17 protein-coding genes are annotated in these 18,360 nt (G+C 74.1%); 14 read left to right on the top strand and 3 right to left on the bottom strand.

All coding sequences use genetic code 11. The annotated features are described in order from the left end of the window. The first annotated feature begins 244 nt into the window (after positions 1 to 244). From ACIQGZ_RS00600 to pyrE, 3 genes are all read left to right on the top strand, one after another. Positions 245 to 1,321, top strand: a complete 1,077-nt coding sequence (locus ACIQGZ_RS00600; protein WP_402598390.1) for a hypothetical protein — start codon at positions 245 to 247, stop codon at positions 1,319 to 1,321. Between the two features lie 81 nt (positions 1,322 to 1,402). After that, positions 1,403 to 2,275: an aldose 1-epimerase gene (locus ACIQGZ_RS00595; protein ID WP_402598389.1), complete on the top strand. Its 873-nt coding sequence runs from the start codon at positions 1,403 to 1,405 to the stop codon at positions 2,273 to 2,275. A 22-nt stretch (positions 2,276 to 2,297) separates the two neighbouring features. Then, on the top strand, positions 2,298 to 2,837 hold the full coding sequence (pyrE, locus tag ACIQGZ_RS00590) for an orotate phosphoribosyltransferase (protein ID WP_402598388.1): 540 nt from the start codon (positions 2,298 to 2,300) through the stop codon (positions 2,835 to 2,837). Positions 2,838 to 2,944: 107 nt separating this feature from the next. Here the strand turns inward: pyrE and ACIQGZ_RS00585 are convergent, their stop codons facing one another. After that, the gene (locus ACIQGZ_RS00585; RefSeq protein WP_402598386.1) at positions 2,945 to 3,682 is read right to left on the bottom strand and encodes a DedA family protein; all 738 of its coding nucleotides are present in this window, start codon (positions 3,680 to 3,682) and stop codon (positions 2,945 to 2,947) included. A gap of 149 nt (positions 3,683 to 3,831) precedes the next feature. On the opposite strand from ACIQGZ_RS00585, the gene fbaA reads away from it, so the two are divergent. The 5 genes from fbaA (at position 3,832) to ACIQGZ_RS00560 (ending at position 8,450) form a co-directional block, all read left to right on the top strand. Next, positions 3,832 to 4,854, top strand: a complete 1,023-nt coding sequence (gene fbaA, locus ACIQGZ_RS00580) for a class II fructose-bisphosphate aldolase (RefSeq protein WP_402598385.1) — start codon at positions 3,832 to 3,834, stop codon at positions 4,852 to 4,854. A gap of 74 nt (positions 4,855 to 4,928) precedes the next feature. Further along, entirely contained in the window at positions 4,929 to 5,342 is a 414-nt protein-coding gene (locus ACIQGZ_RS00575; RefSeq protein WP_402598384.1) for a DUF3151 domain-containing protein, read from the top strand. Positions 5,343 to 5,474: 132 nt separating this feature from the next. Continuing rightward, complete coding sequence (locus ACIQGZ_RS00570; protein WP_402598383.1) at positions 5,475 to 6,320, top strand: tryptophan 2,3-dioxygenase; 846 nt, start codon at positions 5,475 to 5,477, stop codon at positions 6,318 to 6,320. Further along, entirely contained in the window at positions 6,313 to 7,200 is an 888-nt protein-coding gene (locus ACIQGZ_RS00565; RefSeq protein WP_402598382.1) for an alpha/beta hydrolase, read from the top strand. The genes ACIQGZ_RS00570 and ACIQGZ_RS00565 overlap by 8 nt, the downstream gene beginning before the upstream one ends. Positions 7,201 to 7,223: 23 nt before the next feature. Continuing rightward, entirely contained in the window at positions 7,224 to 8,450 is a 1,227-nt protein-coding gene (locus tag ACIQGZ_RS00560) for a cytochrome P450 (protein WP_402599936.1), read from the top strand. Between the two features lie 568 nt (positions 8,451 to 9,018). Here ACIQGZ_RS00560 and ACIQGZ_RS00555 read toward each other — a convergent pair. Then, the gene (locus tag ACIQGZ_RS00555) at positions 9,019 to 10,119 is read right to left on the bottom strand and encodes a hypothetical protein (RefSeq protein WP_402598381.1); all 1,101 of its coding nucleotides are present in this window, start codon (positions 10,117 to 10,119) and stop codon (positions 9,019 to 9,021) included. Between the two features lie 134 nt (positions 10,120 to 10,253). On the opposite strand from ACIQGZ_RS00555, the gene ACIQGZ_RS00550 reads away from it, so the two are divergent. The 5 genes from ACIQGZ_RS00550 (at position 10,254) to ACIQGZ_RS00530 (ending at position 15,418) form a co-directional block, all read left to right on the top strand. After that, the gene (locus tag ACIQGZ_RS00550; protein ID WP_402598379.1) at positions 10,254 to 11,537 is read left to right on the top strand and encodes an adenylosuccinate synthase; all 1,284 of its coding nucleotides are present in this window, start codon (positions 10,254 to 10,256) and stop codon (positions 11,535 to 11,537) included. A gap of 119 nt (positions 11,538 to 11,656) precedes the next feature. Then, positions 11,657 to 12,259: a GNAT family N-acetyltransferase gene (locus ACIQGZ_RS00545; protein ID WP_402598378.1), complete on the top strand. Its 603-nt coding sequence runs from the start codon at positions 11,657 to 11,659 to the stop codon at positions 12,257 to 12,259. A gap of 83 nt (positions 12,260 to 12,342) precedes the next feature. Further along, complete coding sequence (locus ACIQGZ_RS00540; RefSeq protein WP_402598377.1) at positions 12,343 to 13,698, top strand: aspartate aminotransferase family protein; 1,356 nt, start codon at positions 12,343 to 12,345, stop codon at positions 13,696 to 13,698. A gap of 164 nt (positions 13,699 to 13,862) precedes the next feature. Continuing rightward, complete coding sequence (locus ACIQGZ_RS00535; protein WP_402598376.1) at positions 13,863 to 14,675, top strand: GntR family transcriptional regulator; 813 nt, start codon at positions 13,863 to 13,865, stop codon at positions 14,673 to 14,675. Between the two features lie 95 nt (positions 14,676 to 14,770). Continuing rightward, positions 14,771 to 15,418 (top strand): hypothetical protein, encoded by a 648-nt coding sequence (locus tag ACIQGZ_RS00530; protein WP_402598375.1) that lies wholly within the window; start codon positions 14,771 to 14,773, stop codon positions 15,416 to 15,418. A gap of 134 nt (positions 15,419 to 15,552) precedes the next feature. Here the strand turns inward: ACIQGZ_RS00530 and ACIQGZ_RS00525 are convergent, their stop codons facing one another. Beyond that, complete coding sequence (locus ACIQGZ_RS00525) at positions 15,553 to 16,338, bottom strand: SLATT domain-containing protein (RefSeq protein ID WP_402598374.1); 786 nt, start codon at positions 16,336 to 16,338, stop codon at positions 15,553 to 15,555. A 340-nt stretch (positions 16,339 to 16,678) separates the two neighbouring features. Between ACIQGZ_RS00525 and purD the strand changes: the two genes are divergently transcribed. Then, entirely contained in the window at positions 16,679 to 17,926 is a 1,248-nt protein-coding gene (purD, locus tag ACIQGZ_RS00520; protein ID WP_402598373.1) for a phosphoribosylamine--glycine ligase, read from the top strand. The last annotated feature ends 434 nt before the right edge of the window (positions 17,927 to 18,360 follow it).

Raw genomic sequence — 18,360 nt, 5'->3', positions numbered from 1 at the left:
GTTGCCCGCGCCGTTTCCCGCGCCCCTGAGGCCCGTGCCGGGCGCGCGCCCGGCACGGGGGCGCGGCCGACCATCCCCAAGACGTCACCCGCAAACGGGCGCGCGCTCCCGGGGCGCAGGTGCCCATGTCTCCGAGGGCGGCGCCGCCAGGGCTGGGTGGGGTTCCGGACATTCGGGTTGGCGGGGCCGCGTGTCCGTGGCAAGGCTCTGCTACGTCCCGGGGCCGATGGGTAGGCTCCCCGACATGGAGCATCAGGTCCTCGTCCCGCTTCCGGTCCGGCTCGTCCGGCAGGCGCTGCGTGACCCGGGGCTGCCGGCCCGGTGCGTGCCCGGACTGATGGTGGACGGGCCCGCCGCCGGGGGGCGGGTCACCGGGCGGCTGCGGCTGCGGGTCGGCGGCGTCACCATCACCTACCGGGGTGAGTTCACCGCCGCCCCTGACGACGGCGGCGTCCTGTCGGTCGTCGCGGAGGGCCGGGAGGCGCGCGGCGGCGGTGAGGCGTCCGCAGCCCTGCTGTTCACCGCCGAGGAGGAGCGCCCCGGCGCCCCCACCACGCTGCTGACCGTCCGTGGTGACCTGGCCGTCAAGGGGCGGCTGCTGGAGCTGGACGCGCCCGCCGTGGCCGTCGCGGGCCAGCGGCTGCTGGAACGCTTCGCCGCCGCCCTCGCCGCCGACCCGGCCGCCACCGACCAGGCCGACCAGGTCGAGCAGCCCGAACCGCTCGGCGACGCCGCCGACACCGTGGACGCCGTCGAGGTCGCCGAGGCCATGGAGGAGCTTGAGGAGGAGCTGCGCAGCGCCGAGGCCGGCGAGCTGGACGCCTTCCCGGAGCTGGGCCCGCTGGACGCCCTGGACGATGTGGACCTGCCCGGCGTCGACCTCCCCGATGCCGAGCTGCCTGACGCCGAGCTGCCCGAAGCCGAGCTGCCCGGCGTCTCCGGCGAGCCCGACCCGGCCGAGACCGTGGACGCCGACCTCAGCGCGCTGGACGCCGCCCGGATGCTGGACGGCGAGCTGGGCGACGGCGCCCCCGCCGACGCCTCCGACCTGCTGGACGGCCCCGTACGCCGCAGCATCGTCGGCCGCTCCGCCGAGGAGGTCGACCACGCCCCGCCGCGCGGCCGCTACGCCCCCGCGCTGCCCGCCCGCAGCGCCCGCGCCAGGGCCGCCGCCCGCTGGACCGGCGCCGAGCGCGGCCCCGCGACCCCCGTCGCCACCCCGGACGCCGAGCGCAACCTGATGCCCTGGGTGATCGGCGGCGGCGTCGCCCTGCTCGGCGGCGCGGCGGTCGCCCTCGCCCGCGCACTGCGCCGCCACTGAGGCCCAGGCCCCCGACCAGCCGTACGCCACCGGAAGCCGCCGAGAAGTCGCCGAGAAGTCGCCGGAAGTTACGGAGAACACGTGACCAGCGCCGCCACCGACCCTGTACGGGCCCGGGAGTCCGCCGTCCGCCTCACCGCCGGGGACGCCGAGGCCACCGTGCTGCCCGCCGCCGGCTGCCGGCTGGCGAGCCTGCGCATCGGTGGCCTGGAGCTGCTGCGTCCGGCCCCGGCGGAGCCCGCCGGGCTCTCGGACCGGTTGTTCGGCTGGGGCAGCTTCCCGATGGTCCCCTGGGCCGGGCGGGTGGACCGGGGCGTGCTCGACAACGGCCCGGTACGCCATCAGCTGCCCACCGGCGTGCTGCCGCCGCACGCCGTCCACGGCACCGGCGTGGCCGAGGTCTGGCGCCGCGCCGCCCCGCCGACCGACGGCGAGGCCGCCTTCGTGTACGACCTGGCCGACCCCTGGCCGTACCCCGGCCGGGTCACCCAGCGCTTCGAGCTCGACCCGGACCGGCTGCGGATCACCCTGGCGGTGGAGACCCGGGGCGACTCCTTCCCGGCGCAGGCCGGCTGGCACCCGTGGTTCCTGCGCCGGCCGCTGGGCGCCCCCGAGGACGCCGAACCCGTCCGGCTGGACTTCGCACCGGCCTGGCAGGAGGAGCGCGGCGCCGACGACCTGCCCACCGGCCGCCGGATCGACCCGCTGCCCGGCCCCTGGGACGACTGCTTCGGCATGCCGGACGGCATGCGCGCCACCCTGGACTGGCCGGGGCTGCTGCGGCTGACGCTCACCAGCGACTGCCGCTGGGCGGTGGTCTTCGACCGGCTGGGCGACGCCCTCTGCGTGGAGCCGCAGACCGGCCCGCCCAACGCCGTCAACACCGATCCCCGGCTGGTCACCCCGATCGACCCGCTGGAGGCGGTGACCACCTGGCGGTGGGAGCGCCGGTGAAGCACAACTACTGTTGTGGTCCATGAGCAACGACCGCGACGCCCTGCTGGCGCAGATCAAGGACAAGGCCGTCGTGCACGGCAAGGTCATCCTCTCCTCCGGCCGGGAGGCCGACTACTACGTCGACCTGCGCCGCATCACCCTGGACGGCCAGGCCGCTCCGCTGGTGGGCCGGGTGCTGCTGGACCTCACCGCCGACCTGGAGTACGACGCCGTCGGCGGCCTGACCCTGGGCGCCGACCCGGTGGCCGGGGCGATGCTGCACGCCGCCGCCGCGCGCGGCCGGGCGCTGGACGCCTTCGTGGTCCGCAAGGCGGGCAAGGCGCACGGTCTCCAGCGCCGGATCGAGGGCCCGGACGTCAAGGGCCGCCGGGTGCTCGCCGTGGAGGACACCTCCACCACCGGCGGCTCGGTGCTCACCGCCGTGGAGGCGCTGCGCGAGGCCGGCGCCGAGGTGGTCGGCGTCGCGGTGATCGTGGAGCGCGGCGCCGCCCCGGCGATCCAGCAGGCCGGCCTGCCGTACTACACCGCCTTCACCCTCCAGGACCTCGACCTGGGCTGATGGTGTCCGGGGGCTGATCGGGTCCACCTGTACGGCGAGGGCGGGCGGATGTTTCACGTGAAACACCCGCCCGCCCTCGCCGTACGCCCGTTCGGCCGCGCACCCGTTCAGCGGCGCCGGTGCCGGCCGCCGCCGCCCGGCGGGACGGTGTCCCGGTCGACCGGCTCGGGCGCCGCCTCGACGTCACCGCCGGCCTTCTTCTTCTTGCGCTCCCGCAGCACCTCGAACAGGATCGGCGAGACCGAGAGCAGCACGATCAGCGCCATCGCCGGGATCAGGTACTTGTCGATCACCCCGGCCAGCTGGTCACCGGTGAAGTAACCGATCAGCAGCATCGACTCGGTCCACAGCACCCCGCCGACGACATTCCAGACGAAGAACTTCCGGGCCGGCATCTCCAGCGTGCCCGCCACCGGATTCAGGAACGTCCGTACGATCGGAATGAAGCGGGCCATCACCACGGCTTTGGAGGGCCCGAACTTCTCGAAGTAGAACTCGGCCTTCTCCACATACTCCCGGCGGAAGATCTTCGACTCCGGTTTGTCGAACATCCGCAGGCCCACCTTGGCCCCCAGCAGATGTCCGAGCTGCGCACCCGCGATGGCGCACAACGGCGCGCCCACCAGCAGTACGCCGATGGGCATCTGCACACCGTCCCCGAAGGCCTTGGCGGCCGCGCCCGAGGCGGCCACCCCCGCCAGGATCAGCAGCGAGTCGCCGGGGAAGAAGAAGCCGATCAGCAGCCCCGTCTCGGCAAAGAGGATCGCAAGGAGCCCGACCGTGCCGAGGGAGGAGATCAGCGACTTGGCGTCGAGGAGGTTGAGCGCGAGCGTCGTCGTGTCCACCGATGCAGAGTAGCGGGCCGACCTTTCGGCACCGTGAGTCGCGCCGCCGTCCCGCCTGTCGGGCAGGAAGATGAAGCAGGGCCGCTCTTCTGGGAAGATGGCGCAGGCGTTCACAGTACGTACACCGCACACCGACAGGAGCGGATTCCATGCCCATCGCAACTCCCGAGGTCTACACCGAGATGCTCGACCGGGCCAAGGCGGGCAAGTTCGCCTACCCGGCCATCAACGTCACCTCGACGCAGACCCTCCACGCCGCGCTGCGCGGGTTCGCCGAGGCGGAGAGCGACGGCATCATCCAGATCTCCACCGGCGGCGCCGAGTTCCTCGGCGGCCAGTACAGCAAGGACATGGTCACCGGCGCCGTGGGCCTGGCCGAGTTCGCCCACATCGTGGCCGAGAAGTACCCGGTCACCGTGGCGCTGCACACCGACCACTGCCCCAAGGACAAGCTGGACGGCTATGTCCGCCCGCTGCTGAAGATCTCGCAGGAGCGGGTGGCCCAGGGCCGCAACCCGCTCTTCCAGTCGCACATGTGGGACGGCTCCGCCGAGACCCTGGCCGACAACCTGGAGATCGCCCAGGAGCTGCTGGCCCAGGCCGCGCAGGCCAAGATCGTCCTTGAGGTCGAGATCACCCCGACCGGCGGCGAGGAGGACGGCGTCACCCACGAGATCAACGACAAGCTGTACACCAGCGTCGCCGACGCGATCCGCACCGCCGAGGCGCTGGGCCTGGGCGAGAAGGGCCGCTACCTGCTGGCCGCCTCCTTCGGCAATGTGCACGGCGTCTACAAGCCGGGCAACGTCGTCCTCAAGCCGGAGCTGCTGCGCGAGCTGCAGGACGGCGTCGGCGCCAAGTACGGCAAGCAGGACCCGTTCTACTTCGTCTTCCACGGCGGCTCGGGCTCCACCGCCGAGGAGATCACCACCGCGCTGGAGCACGGCGTCGTCAAGATGAACATCGACACCGACACCCAGTACGCCTTCACCCGCCCGGTGGTCGACCACGTCTTCCGCAACTACGACGGCGTGCTGAAGGTCGACGGCGAGGTCGGCCGGAAGAACACCTACGACCCGCGCACCTGGGGCAAGCTCGCCGAGGCCGGCATGGCCGCCCGCGTGCTGGAGGCCACGCAGAGCCTCCGCTCCGCCGGTACGAAGATCAAGTAAGCCCGCCGCCGAGTGCCCCGGTACGAACCCCGTACCGGGGCACTCGGCGTGTCCGCACCGTGCAGACTGGTGCCATGAGCATCCACGAGAACCTGCTCGGGGGCCCGCCCCCGACCCATCTGCCCGTCGAGCCCGAGCCGCTGGAGCAGCTGGCGGCGGGCGCCTCCCCCGCCGAGGTGGCCGCCGCCCACCCCACGTCGTCGCTGGCCTGGGCGCAGCTCGCCGACGACGCCTTCGCGGCCGGCCGGGTGGTCGAGTCGTACGCGTACGCCCGCACCGGCTACCACCGGGGGCTGGACGCGCTGCGCCGCAACGGCTGGAAGGGCCACGGCCCGGTGCCGTGGGAGCACGAGCCCAACCGGGGCTTCCTGCGCGCCCTGCACGCCCTCGCTCGGGCGGCCGACGCGATCGGTGAGAAGCCGGAGGCCGACCGCTGCCACCAGTTCCTGCGCGACAGCTCCCCCACCGCGGCGGAGACCCTGGGCTGACCCGGCCCGACCCCCGTACGCCCGCCGGGCCGGTCCCGGCGGGCGTGCGGGGGGCGCGCGAGCGCCCTTCCGCCGGTCGGCGGCACATGATAGGGATCACAGCGGTTCTCGGAGCCGCAGAGGAGATCCCTGATGATCGAGCCCGAATCCGTCCCCGCCGACTCCGCAACGGGCACACCCACCCTGGAGTTCGCCGGGACGACCCCGTACGAGGAGTATGTGCACGCCTCCGTGCTCGCACAGCTCCAGCAGCCGCTCTCCGACGACCCGGGGGAGCTGGCCTTCCTGGTCACCACCCAGGTCATGGAGCTGTGGTTCGTCCTGCTCGTCCACGAGTGGCGCACCGCCCGCGACGCGCTGTACCGCGACGACCTCGAAACGGCGATGGACGCGCTGCGCCGCAGCCTCACCGCGCACCAGGCGCTCAACGACTCCTGGCGGCCGATCGCCGCGCTCACCCCGGTCCAGTTCAACGCCTACCGCAGCGCGCTCGGTGAGGCGTCCGGCTTCCAGTCCGCGATGTACCGGCAAGTCGAGTTCCTGCTCGGGGACAAGTCGCGGTCGCTGCTGCGGCCGCACCAGGGCCACCCCAAGGTGCACGAGGAGCTGGCGGCGGCGCTCGCGGAGCCGAGCCTGTACGACGCCGTGCTCGAACAACTGCACCGCCGGGGGCTGCCGGTGCCGCAGGAGGTGCTGCGGCGCGACGTCACCGAGGCGTACACCGCGCACCCGGGCGTCGAGGAGGTCTGGCGGCAGATCTACGCCGGGCCGCAGCACAGCCCGCTGCTCGCCCTCGGGGAGGCGCTCACCGACATCGGGGAGCTGGTCTGGCGCTGGCGCAGCGACCATCTGCTCGCCACCCGCCGGGCGATGGGGGCCAAAGCGGGCAGCGGCGGCTCACCCGGCGTGGCCTGGCTGGAGAAGCGGGCCGCCCGCACCGTCTTCCCCGAGCTGTGGACGGCCCGCAGCCGTGTCTGACCCGGCCGGCGCCGAGGAGCGCGCCCTGCTGGGCCGCGCGCCGGTCCCGCCGCCGCGCACCCTGCGCTACGGCGGCCACCCGGACCAGCTCTGCGACCTGTGGCCGGCCGCCGACCCGGCGGCGCCGACGGTGCTGCTGATCCACGGCGGCTTCTGGCGGCAGGCGTACGACCGGCGCCACCTCTCCCCGCTCGCCGCGCACCTCGCCGGGCACGGCTACACCGCCGCGCTGGTCGAGTACCGGCGGGCCTGCGGCTTCGCGGCGACGCTGGACGACATCGCGGCGGCGGTCGACACCATTCCCGCCGCCACCATCCCCGCCGGCACCACCCCCGCCGACACCGGTCCCGCCGCCGGGCCGCCGCTGCTGCTCGGCCACTCGGCGGGCGGGCAGCTGGCGCTCTGGGCCGCCGCCCGGTCGCAGCTGCCGGCGGACGCGCCCTGGCGCGGCGGCCGCCGGCCGCGCGGGGTGCTGGCCGCCGCGCCGGTCGCGGACCTGGCCGCCGCCGTCCGGGACGGCCTCGGCGCGGGCGCGGCGACCGCCTTCCTCGGCGGCGCGGACCTGGTCGCGGGGCGGCTGCCGTACGCGGACCCGGTCGCGCTCGGGCCCACCGGCGTGCGGACCGTACTGCTGCACGGCGCGGACGATCCGGACGTACCGCCCGCCCAGTCCCGGGCGTACGCCGCCGCCGACCCCGCCGCGCGGCTGCTCATCCTGCCCGCCACCGGCCACTTCGCGCCGGTCGACCCCGGTACGGCCGCCTGCGCGCTGCTGACCGCCGCCCTGGCCGACCTCGCTCGGGACACCGCGCGGGCCGCGCCTACAGTGGCCGCAGCACCCCCACCGGCCGCAGGCCGTCAGCGCAGGAGCCGCACGTGAACACTCCGCCCCCCGACCAGGCCATATCCGCCCCGTCCGCGCCCAGCTGGGGGTTCGACCCCTGGTCCGCCGAGTTCGTCGCCCACCCGTACGACGTCTACGCCCGGCTGCGCGAGCACGCCCCGGTGACGTACTACGAGCCCAGCGACCAGTGGCTGATCTCCCGGCACGCCGACGTCAGCGCGCTGCTCCGCGACCGGCGGCTCGGCCGCACCTATCTGCACCGGTTCAGCCATGAGGAGTTCGGCCGCACCCCGCCGCCGCCGGAGCACGAGCCGTTCCACACCCTCAACGGCAACGGGCTGCTCGACCTGGAGGCCCCCGACCACACCCGCATCCGCCGGCTGGTCTCCAAGGCGTTCACCCCGCGCATGGTGGAGTCGCTGCGGCCCGCCGTGCGGCGGATCGCGGGCGAACTGGTGGACGGCCTGGTCAAGGACGGCGGCGGCGACCTGGTGGCCCGGGTCGCGGAGCCGCTGCCGGTCGCGGTGATCGCGGAGATGCTGGGCGTCCCGGAGGGCGATCGGCACCTGCTGCGGCCCTGGTCGGCCGCGATCGTCGGCATGTTCGAGCTGAACCCCACCGAGGAGACGGCCCGGCGCGCGGTGCGGGCCAGCATCGAGTTCTCCGACTACCTGCGGACGCTGATCAGCGAGCGCCGCCGTACGCCGGGCGAGGACCTGGTCTCGGCGCTGATCGCCGCCCACGACGAGGGGGAGAAGCTCACCGAGCAGGAGATGATCTCCACCTGCGTCCTGCTGCTCAACGCCGGGCACGAGGCCACCGTGAACACCACCGGCAACGGCTGGTGGTCGCTGCTGCGCAACCCCGACCAGCTGGCGGCGCTGCGGGCCGACCCGGCAGGGCTGCTGCCCACCGCGATCGAGGAGCTGATGCGGTACGACACCCCGCTCCAGATGTTCGAGCGCTGGGTGCTGGACGACATCGAGGTGGCGGGGGTGCGGATTCCGCGCGGGGCGGAGGTGGCGCTGCTGTTCGGCTCCGCCAACCGCGACCCGGAGCGGTTCACCGACCCCGACCGGCTGGACCTGGCCCGCGCCGACAACCCGCACATCACCTTCGGCGCGGGCATCCACTTCTGCCTGGGCGCCCCGCTGGCCCGGCTGGAACTCACCGAGTCCTTCGGCGCCCTCCTCCACGCCGCCCCCACCCTCCACGCCCTCCACGAGCCGACCTGGCAGCCCGGCTACGTCATCCGTGGCCTGACGGAACTCCTGGTCGAACTCTGAGCGGGTTGCGTGGTTGACCGCTTGCCTTGGACGCGGGGCCGGGCGGTGCCCCGTCAGGGGCGCGGGGAACTGCGCGGCCAGCCCCGCACGGCCGTAGAGCGTCGGGTGTGGCCTTTGTCGCGTCGTTGGGTGGTGGGTTGCTCGCGCAGTTCCTCGCGCCCCTGGGTGGTGCGTGGTTGGCCGTTTGCCTTGGGCGCGGGGCTGGGCGGTGCCCCGTCAGGGGCGCGGGGAACTGCGCGGCCAGCCCTGCACGGCCGTAGAGCGCCGCGCAGTGCCGTCCCCGCACCCCCGGGTGGCTACCTGCGCCGTGGGGCTGGGCGGTGCCCCGTCAGGGGCGCGGGGAACTGCGCGGCCAGCCCCCCACTGCCGTAGAGCGCCGCGCAGTGCCGATCCCGCACCCCCGGGTGGCTACCTGCGCCGCAGGGCTGGGCGGTGCCCCGTCAGGGGCGCGGGGAACTGCGCGGCCAGCCCCGCACGGCCGTAGAGCGCCGCGCAGTGCCGTCCCCGCACCCCCGGGTGGTGGCCCCGCCACGGCAACCTCCCCGCCCCCGGACCGGGGGCACCCCGCTCACCCCGCCGAAGCCGCCGGCACGGTCAACCGCCAAGCGGCGGGCCGGACCGTCCAGGTACGGGAGCGCACCGGGCCGGTGAGCTCGCTGTCGGCCTCGTAGCTGAAGTCCCGCCCCGCCACCGTGACCGTCCGCGCCCGTACCCGCAGCGTCCGCCCCGAAGCCGTCGGCGGCCGGACCAGCACCTCGGCCGCACCGTCCACCGGCTCGCCCGCCCCCGCCGCACCCGGCCGCGCACTCTCCACGGCGGCGAGCCGGACCGCCACCAGCCGCACCGGCCGGTCGACATCGGCCACCAGGGCGCCGTCCACCTCCACCCGGAGCCGGTGCCCGGGTCCGTGCCCGTCCGACGGCGCTGCCGCACCGGGCCGCACCGCCCGGACGACCGATCGGGCGGTCCGCCGCAGCACGGCCGGGGCCAGCGACCACCAGGAGCTGTCCGCCGAGCCGAGAGCCGTCCCCTGCCCGGCCGCAGGCTGTTTCGCTGAGAGCGAACAGGTTTCGCCGCCATTGGGATCGTCGACCCCGCCGCGCGCCTCCCGGAAGCCGACGCGCCCCGTCGCGGACCCACCCCCGGACCGGTCGGCGGCAGCATCCCCGGCGCCCGCCGCGCCGTCCCGCGCCCCGCCGTCGCGCGCGCCCTCCGAGGTCGCCGCGCGCCCCGGAATGCACAGCTCACCGAGGACCACGCCACCGCTGTCGTCCACCAGCAGGTCCAGGCTCCGCTCATGCCCGGCCAGCACCGCGCGGGCCGCCGCCACCGGCTCGGTCGGAATGCCCAAAGCCCTGGCCAGAGCCATGGTGGCGGGCCCGCCGACCGGTATCAGGCCGACCGCTCCGGCCCCCAGTTCGCGCTGCCGGTACAGGGTCTGGACCACCAGTTGGAGAGCCCGGTCGTCACCGATCACCACCGGTCTCTTCCGGCCGCGATGCGCCAGCACCCGATCGAGCTCAGCCGGGCCCTCCGGCATCGCGACCTTCACCGCGGCGCCGCCGCACAGCACGTCCTTGGCGATCCGTACCGACTCCGGGTCCACCCGTCGGGCGGTAGGGGCGATGACCACCAGCAGCGGCTGCCCCGCCGTGTACTCGGACGACACGCGCGGTCCTTCCTCAGGTAATCTCTCGGTGCAAGAGCCCCTTGCGCTGTTGCGCCAGGGGCTTCGTCTATCTCGGGGCCGAATCCGGCGGCCTTCCGCCGCCAGGATGCCCCGCCCGGAAGGGGTGTACGCCTGTGCCCGCACTCGTGCTCGTCGGCGCTCAGTGGGGTGACGAGGGCAAGGGGAAGGCAACCGACCTCCTCGGCGGTTCCGTGGACTACGTAGTCCGCTACCAGGGCGGCAACAATGCCGGCCACACCGTGGTCGTCGGCGATCAGAAGTACGCCCTCCACCTTCTCCCCTCGGGCATCCTCAGCCCCAACTGCACACCGGTCATCGGCAACGGGGTCGTCATCGACCCGGGTGTGCTGCTCTCCGAGCTGACCGGACTCCAGGACCGCGGCATCGACACCTCGAAGCTGCTGATCTCCGGCAACGCCCATCTGATCACGCCGTACCACCGGACCCTCGACAAGGTCACCGAGCGGTTCCTCGGCAAGCGGCGGATCGGCACCACCGGCCGGGGCATCGGCCCGACCTACGCCGACAAGATCAACCGGGTGGGCATCCGGGTGCAGGACCTCTTCGACGAGTCCATCCTGCGGCAGAAGGTCGAGGCGGCCCTCGCCGACAAGAACCAGATCCTGGTCAAGCTCTACAACCGCCGCGCGATGCCCGCCGACCTGGTCGTCCAGGAGTACCTGGGCTACGCCGACAAGCTGCGCCCCTACCTGGCCGACACCACCCTGGTCCTCAACCAGGCGCTGGACGCCGGCAAGGTGGTGCTGCTGGAGGGCGGCCAGGGCACCCTGCTGGACGTGGACCACGGCACCTATCCCTTCGTGACCTCGTCCAACCCCACCTCGGGCGGCGCCTGCACCGGCTCCGGCATCGGCCCCACCCGCATCGACCGGGTGATCGGCATCCTCAAGGCGTACACCACCCGCGTCGGCTCGGGACCGTTCCCGACCGAACTGCTCGACGAGGACGGCGAGGCGCTGCGCCGGATCGGCGGCGAGCGCGGGGTGACCACCGGCCGCGATCGGCGCTGCGGCTGGTTCGACGCGGTGATCGCCCGCTACGCGACCCGGGTCAACGGCCTCACCGACTTCTTCCTCACCAAGCTGGACGTGCTCACCGGCTGGGAGCAGATCCCGGTCTGCGTCGCGTATGAGGTCGACGGCCGCCGGGTGGAGGAACTGCCCTACAACCAGTCGGACTTCCACCACGCCAAGCCGGTCTACGAGCTGCTGCCGGGCTGGTCCGAGGACATCACCAAGGCCAAGTCCTTCTCCGACCTGCCGAAGAACGCCCAGGCGTACGTCAAGGCGCTGGAGGAGATGTCGGGCGCCCCGATCTCCGCCATCGGCGTCGGTCCGGGCCGCACCGAGACCATCGAGATCAACTCCTTCATCTGAGCCCACTCCGGAAGGCCGCCGGCACACCGCCGGCGGCCTTCCGGCATGTCAGCGGGCCATCGAATGAACTAATGCAAAACCTACTTGCAGCTAGTGCAAAGGGTGGCTAGGTTCTCCCCATGCCTGCCAAGACCCCGCTGCCCACCGTCCTCCAGGGCCGCCACATCCGCCTCGAACCGCTCACCCTCGACCACCTGCCGGACCTCTTCGCCGCCGGTGGCGACGACGACGAGGTGTGGCGCTGGCTGCCGCACCCGACCCCGCGCACCGAGGCCGAGCTGCGCGCCATCGCCCGGTCACTGCTGGCCGACGCCGAGCGCGGGGCGTACGTCCCGTTCGCGGTGATCGAGCCGGCCGGCGGCCGCGCCATCGGCTGGACGACCTACTGCGACATCCACGAGGCCGACGAACGGCTGGAGATCGGCTGGACCTGGTACGGCCGCGCCCACTGGCGCACCCCGGTCAACACCGAGGCCAAGCTGCTGCTGCTCACCCACGCCTTCGAGGAGCTGGGCTACGGCCGGGTGCAGTGGAAGACCCACCACCGCAACGAGCGCTCGCAGAACGCCATCGCCCGCCTCGGCGCCGTCCGCGAGGGCGTGGCCCGCCGCCACCGCCGCTATCCGGACGGCACCTGGCGCGACAGCGTCTACTTCTCGATGCTCATCGACGAGTGGCCCCCCGCCAAGCAGGCCCTCACCGCCCGCCTGGCCCGGGGCTGAGTGACAGGGTGTCGGGACCGCCCCGGTACGGCAGACACCGTGCAAGTGTCCGGGACGGGGACGGGCTCCCTAGGGTGGGCGGTATGAGCATCCCCGCCGACCCTTCCGCCGGGCAGGCCGTCAAGGCCGCTGACCGCGCGCACGTCTTCCACTCGTGGTCCGCGCAGGGCCTGATCGACCCCCTCGCCGTGGCCGGCGCGGAGGGCTCGTACTTCTGGGACTACGACGGCAACAAGTACCTGGACTTCTCGTCGCAGCTGGTCAACACCAACATCGGGCACCAGCACCCCCGGGTGGTCGCCGCGATCCAGGAGCAGGCCGCCAAGCTGTGCACCTTCGCGCCCGCCTTCGCGATCGACGTACGCAGCGAGGCCGCCCGGCTGATCGCGGAGCTGACCCCGGGCGACCTGGACAAGATCTTCTTCACCAACGGCGGCGCCGAGGCCGTCGAGAACGCCGTCCGGATGGCCCGGCTGCACACCGGCCGGCAGAAGGTGCTGGCCGCGTACCGCTCGTACCACGGCGCCACCGCCAACGCCATCGCCCTCACCGGTGACCCGCGCCGCTGGCCGAACGAGACCGGCACCTCCGGCGTGGTGCACTTCTGGGGGCCGTACGCCTACCGCTCCCACTTCCACGCCGACAGCGAGGCGCAGGAGTGCGAGCGGGCGCTGGCCCACCTGGAGCAGGTGATCGCCTTCGAGGGCCCGCAGACGGTGGCCGCGATCGTGCTGGAGACGGTGGTCGGCACGGCCGGGGTGCTGGTGCCGCCGGCCGGCTACCTGGCCGGGGTGCGGGAGATCTGCGACCGGTACGGGATCGTCTTCGTGCTGGACGAGGTGATGGCCGGCTTCGGCCGTACCGGCGAGTGGTTCGCCGCCGACCACTGGGGCGTCACCCCCGACCTGCTGACCTTCGCCAAGGGCGTCAACTCCGGCTATGTGCCGCTGGGCGGCGTCGCCATCTCCGCGAAGATCGCCGCGACCTTCGCCGAGCGCCCCTACCCCGGCGGCCTCACCTACTCCGGCCACCCGCTGGCCTGCGCCTCCGCCGTCGCGACCATCACCGCGATGCGCGAGGAGCGGATCGTGGAGAACGCCCGCGAGATCGGGGAGAAGGTGCTCGGCCCCGGGCTGCGGGAGCTGGCGGAGCGCCACCGGTCGGTGGGCGAGGTGCGTGGCCTGGGCGTCTTCTGGGCGGTGGAGCTGGTCCGGGACCGCGCCACCCGTGAGCCGCTGGTGCCGTACAACGCGGGCGGCGCCGCCAACCAGCCGATGGCGGAGCTGGCCGCGGCCTGCAAGCAGCGCGGTCTGTGGCCGTTCATCAACATGAACCGGCTGCACGTGGTCCCGCCGTGCAATGTCTCGGAGACGGAGGCCAAGGCGGGCCTGGCGATCCTGGACGAGGCGCTGACCGCCGCCGACGCGCACACCGTCTGACGACCGCCCGGCGGCGGGCCCGACGCGGGCCCGCCGCCGGGCCGTCCGGCCGCCTGCCGGGCCGGACACGGCCGTTCGTCCGCGATGGAACGGGCTGCCGCCCGCCCTCGCGCGCCCTTCGCGTACGGTGTGCGGGAGGTCGGCCGTCGAGGAGGAGTGCCCACATGCCCGCTGGCAGCGGACGCACCGCCGTGCAGCGCAGCAGCCTCCGCGAGCAGATCGCCAACGCCCTGCGGGACGAGATGATGGCCGGGCGGCTGGTGGCGGGCAGCCATTTCACCGTCAAGGAGATCGCGGAGCTCTACGGCGTCTCGGCCACCCCCGCCCGGGAGGCGCTGGTCGACCTCACCGCCCAGGGCCTGCTACGGGTGGAGCACCACCGCGGCTTCGCCGTACCGGCGCTGACCTGGCAGGACTTCCTGGACATCGTCGAGGCGCGCACCATGCTCACCGACAGCGTCTTCCGCCACCTGGGCCGCCGCTCGGGCCGCCTCGGCTGGGAGCGGCTGCCGTCGGTGCGCCGCCGTGCCGAGGCGGCGGCCCGCGCCGCGCAGACCGGGCAGCTGGATGTGCTGGTCGGCTGCGACCACCGCTTCTGGCAGGAGGTGTGCGGGCTGCTGGGCAACCCCCGGATCGCGCACTACCTGGACTGGCTGCGGGTCCAGTCGTGGATGTACGCCGCCCCCCAGCTGCGGGCCGATCCCGACCGGGCGCGGCTGTGCTGGTCCGGCCATGTCGAGCTGGTGGACCGGATCGCGGCGCGGGACCGCACCGGGGCGCACCGGATGATCCTGGCCTACAACCGGTCGACGGTGGAGCTGATGGCCGAACTGAGCGGCCATCGGCTCGACGAGGCACGGCTGCCGCTGCCGCTGCTGCTGGACGACGAGGCGGCGGACGAGCCGGACCCGGGACCTGCCGCCGCCCAAGGACCCGGCGCCGCTCGTCCCGACCCGCGCGGCGCGCCCGGCCGGTAGGGTGAGCGGTCCGTGCCCGTCCGGCGTGTCCAGCGCCACGGCGTACGGTCACCCCCGCCCCCGACGCCCCGCGCGAGCAGCGCACAGGAGTGCTTGTGGCCTGCGACATCTGGCTCGTCCCGCTGGTGGACGTGCTCTGCCACGCTCCGGAGAACCCCTTCCGGGACGACCTCGACGTCTACAACGCCGCGCTGGTGGCGCAGGGGCTGCCCGAGGTGCCGGTCTTCCAGTACATGCCCGGACTGAGCGGCGACGTGGAACCGGTGGCCGCCTTCGACTACGACTCGCTGCACTTCCTGCGCCGCGCCTACCTGCTCCAGCTCACCGGCTTCGAGGTGACGCCGGTGGAGGCGCTGGGCAGCGACTACGAGCAACTGCTGGAGATGTTCGAGGGCACCGCCGAGCAGTCGCACCTGGTCTGGCACTTCGACCATGCGGGCGCCTATGTGCCGGTCGACTTCGCCACCCCGCTGGTCGACGAGTCGCTGCTGGCCGCCGGGGGGCCGCTCGGCTCCGCGCACGGGCTGCTGCGGGAGTTGCAGGCGGTGGCGCCGGTGCTGGGCATCGACCCGGCGGCCCCGCCGCGGCCCACCCGGCCGCTGGGACCGACCGAGCTGGAGCAGCCGTTCAACCCGCCGCTGGACGACCTGGGCCCGTTCGCCCGGGAGCGGCACGCCTGGGCGGGACTGCACGCGGCGGCGGTCCGCAGCCTGGGCCAGGGATCGATGATCGTCTTCGCCTGATCCCGCGTCCGGGCCCGAGCCTGAGCCCGTGGTCCGGGCCCCAGCTCCCAGTCCATGCCTGAGCCCAGGCCGGGCGGCGACCGCAGGGGCGCGCGCCGACCGGTACGCGCCCCTGAGCGGGCCCCGCACGCGGACTACCGCAGGGGCCCCTCCGGCGGGCGCTGACGGGGCATCGTCGGCCGGGTCCCCGGCGTCGGCAGCACCCGCACCTGGGCCCCCGGGCTGCCCTCGCTGCGGTTGCCCCACGCCCCCGGCGCCTGGGTCGGCAGCCGGCTCATCCCGGCGCGGAACTCCAGCATCCACTCGGCCGTCTCGCTGCGCACCATGTCCGAGACGTCCTCGCAGAACCGCCGCAGCACCCCGAGGCAGCGCTCCGCCGCCTCGGCCGCGGTGCCCTCGGTGGGGCCGAGCACCTCGCGTACGCACTCCGACGCCCAGTCGAACTGGAACGCCTCCAACCGGCGCTGCAACGCCTGCGCCGTGCTGACGTCGCGCATCCAGCCGGAGGTGAGGCCGAACGCCCGGTCCGCACCCAGGCAGGCACCGGCCAGCAGCAGCAGGACGTAGCCCCAGTGCGAGGCGCCCGGCCACAGCGTGGTCAGATCGACCAGCGGCAGCACCGTGCCGCCGACCGCGAGCAGCGCGGCCAGCACCCGCAGCGCCCTGGCCGTGCGGCGCTTCCACGCCCGGTCGCGCAGGTACCAGTCGATCGCCTCGACGGCCCGCTCCTCCGACCAGCGGTACAGCTCCTCCAGCCGCTCCGCGGGCTCGCCCCAGTCACCCAGCGGGAACTGGCGTGCGCTCAGGTCGGTGCGGCGGGGGCGCGACCGGTCCTCGGCGATGATCGCCGTGGCCTGGTCCTCCTCGCCTGGTTCGTTGCCCCAGGGGTTCTCCTCGGGCTGCATTTCCGGCTGGCTCACCTGTGGGACTCCCTGTGCGGCCGTACCGGCCGGGTGCCGGCAGTTCTCCAAGAGGACTTCTTACCGCCAAATGGCTGACCGTGGGGAGCCTTCGCCCCGGAAGGTGGCCGCAAAGGCCCCCGGGAGGCCAAGGCGGGGGCGATTTGCCGGGTAGTCGGATTTCACCCGGGAGAGTGGGTGTCCGGAGAGCCTCAAAAGTGACGGAATCGACAAATCGCTGATTCCACCGCTTCCCGCCCGCAGCCGACCGGCCCGCGGACCCCCGGCGCCCCGCGTCCGGACCCCGCCGCCCGGCCCCGCGCCCCGGCCGCCGACCGGCCAGGCACTACCCTTGCCAGGCGTGAAGGTCCTTGTCATCGGCGGCGGCGCCCGCGAACACGCCCTGTGCCGTTCCCTGTCCCACGACCCCGACGTCACCGAGCTGCACTGCGCCCCCGGCAACGCCGGTATCGCGCAGGTCGCCCGGACGCACCCGGTCGACCAACTGGACGGCTCGGCGGTGGCCGACCTGGCCGTCCGGCTCGGCGCCGACCTGGTGGTCGTCGGCCCGGAGGCCCCCTTGGTGGCCGGGGTCGCCGACGCCGTACGCGACCGTGGTATCCCCGCCTTCGGCCCCTCCGGGGAGGCCGCGCAGCTGGAGGGCTCCAAGGCGTTCGCCAAGGACGTGATGGCCGCCGCCGGGGTGCCCACCGCCCGCTCCTACGTCTGCACCACCCCCGAGGAGGCCGCCGCCGCGCTGGACGCCTTCGGCCCGACGTACGTGGTCAAGGACGACGGCCTGGCGGCCGGCAAGGGCGTGGTGGTCACCGACGACCGCGCGGCCGCGCTCGCCCACGCCGCCTCCTGCGGCCGTACGGTCATCGAGGAGTTCCTGGACGGCCCGGAGGTCTCGCTCTTCGCCGTCACCGACGGCACCACGGTCGTCCCGCTCCAGCCCGCACAGGACTTCAAGCGGGTCGGCGACGGCGACCAGGGCCCCAACACCGGCGGCATGGGCGCCTACTCGCCGCTGCCGTGGGCCGACCCCAAGCTGGTCGACGAGGTGCTGGAGAGCGTGCTCCAGCCGACCGTGGACGAGCTCCGGCGGCGCGGCACCCCCTTCTCCGGGCTGCTCTACGCGGGCCTGGCGATCACCTCGCGCGGGGTGCGGGTGATCGAGTTCAACGCGCGCTTCGGCGACCCGGAGACCCAGGTCGTCCTGGCCCGGCTGAAGACCCCGCTCGCCGGGGTGCTGCACGCCGCCGCCACCGGCAGGCTCGGTGAGGTCGAGCCGCTGCGCTGGAGCGACGACGCCGCCGTCACCGTGGTGGTCGCCGCCGCCGGCTACCCCGAGTCGCCGCGCTCCGGCGACCCGATCGGCGGTCTCGCCGAGGCCGAGGCCGCCGACGGCACCGCGTATGTGCTGCACGCCGGCACCCGGGCGGGCGAGGACGGCGCGATCCTGTCGGCTGGCGGCCGGGTGCTCTCGGTCACCGCCACCGGCGCCGACCTCAAGGCCGCCCGTAGCCGGGCGTACGACGCGGTGGCCCGGATCGAGCTGGCCGGCTCGCACCACCGCGGCGACATCGCGCTGAAGGCCGCCGGCTGACGCCGGTCGCGCCGTGGGGGCCTTGGGCCCGGTGTCGTGCGGGGTCCGCCCCTCACCTCACTGGGCCCAAGGCCCCCGATCCGTTTCCGGGGCCCCGCCGCCCGCCGCCGCCCGCGCCGAACGGCGCCCGCCGCCAGTCCTTCGAGTGATCACGGGCGCATCCGGCTGACGGCGGACGGGCGGCTCCCTTATGGTGCGCAGAACCGCGGTTCCGGGCCGCCGCTTCGGGGGAGCGTCGGCAGGTGGCCGCGTCGCACCGGGGGGATGCTGCGGATCAGGAACACCCGCCTCTTTCGGGGGAAGGAGACGGAACCCCGGAACGGCGGCACCGCACCCGGGCGTCAGCAAGGGCAGAGGCGCCACGGAGAGGGTCCGATCGATGATCGGACCGAGGCGGTTCTCCACCGTCCCGTGCACGGACGTACAAGCGGGAC

The organism is Streptomyces sp. NPDC092296, assembly GCF_044755465.1.
Lineage (GTDB): Bacteria > Actinomycetota > Actinomycetes > Streptomycetales > Streptomycetaceae > Peterkaempfera.
Note: the sequence above shows the minus strand (reverse complement) of the source record. Positions and strands in the feature narration are given on the sequence as shown.